1 protein-coding gene is annotated in these 408 nt (G+C 68.9%); it reads left to right on the forward strand.

All coding sequences use genetic code 11. The features are described from left to right. Positions 1–134 precede the first annotated feature (134 nt). Positions 135–408: FAD-dependent oxidoreductase (locus G4D86_RS51940; RefSeq protein WP_164003119.1), on the forward strand; the 274-nt coding region annotated here is incomplete at its 3' end.

The following is a 408-nucleotide window of genomic DNA, read 5'->3' on the forward strand; positions in this document are numbered from 1 at the left end:
CATGATGGGGATGCACGGAAGAGAAACGCACGGCCCCATCAGTAATGGCAAAGGCCCCCGCCGTCAACCCGACCTCTGGGCTCCCTGTCCAAGTCGCTTGCAAACCCTCGACGGGGCGAGCAGGAAAGAAGTCCATGCGAGTTTCGGACGTCATCATCGTGGGTGGGGGAATCATGGGCTGCGGCATCGCGCTGCGGCTGCGGCAGGCCGGCGCGCGCGTCACCGTCCTGGAGCGCTCCATCCCCGGCGCGGAGGCCAGCAGCGCCGCCGCCGGCATGCTCGCTCCACAGATGGAGTCCGACGGCCCCGGCCCCTTCCTCGAGCTGTGCCTGAAGAGCCGCGCCCTCTATCCCGCCTTCGCCGACGAGCTGCGCGAGCTGTCCGGCGTGGACATCGCCTACCGCCCCA

The organism is Pyxidicoccus caerfyrddinensis (assembly GCF_010894405.1).
GTDB classification, from domain to species: domain Bacteria; phylum Myxococcota; class Myxococcia; order Myxococcales; family Myxococcaceae; genus Myxococcus; species Myxococcus caerfyrddinensis.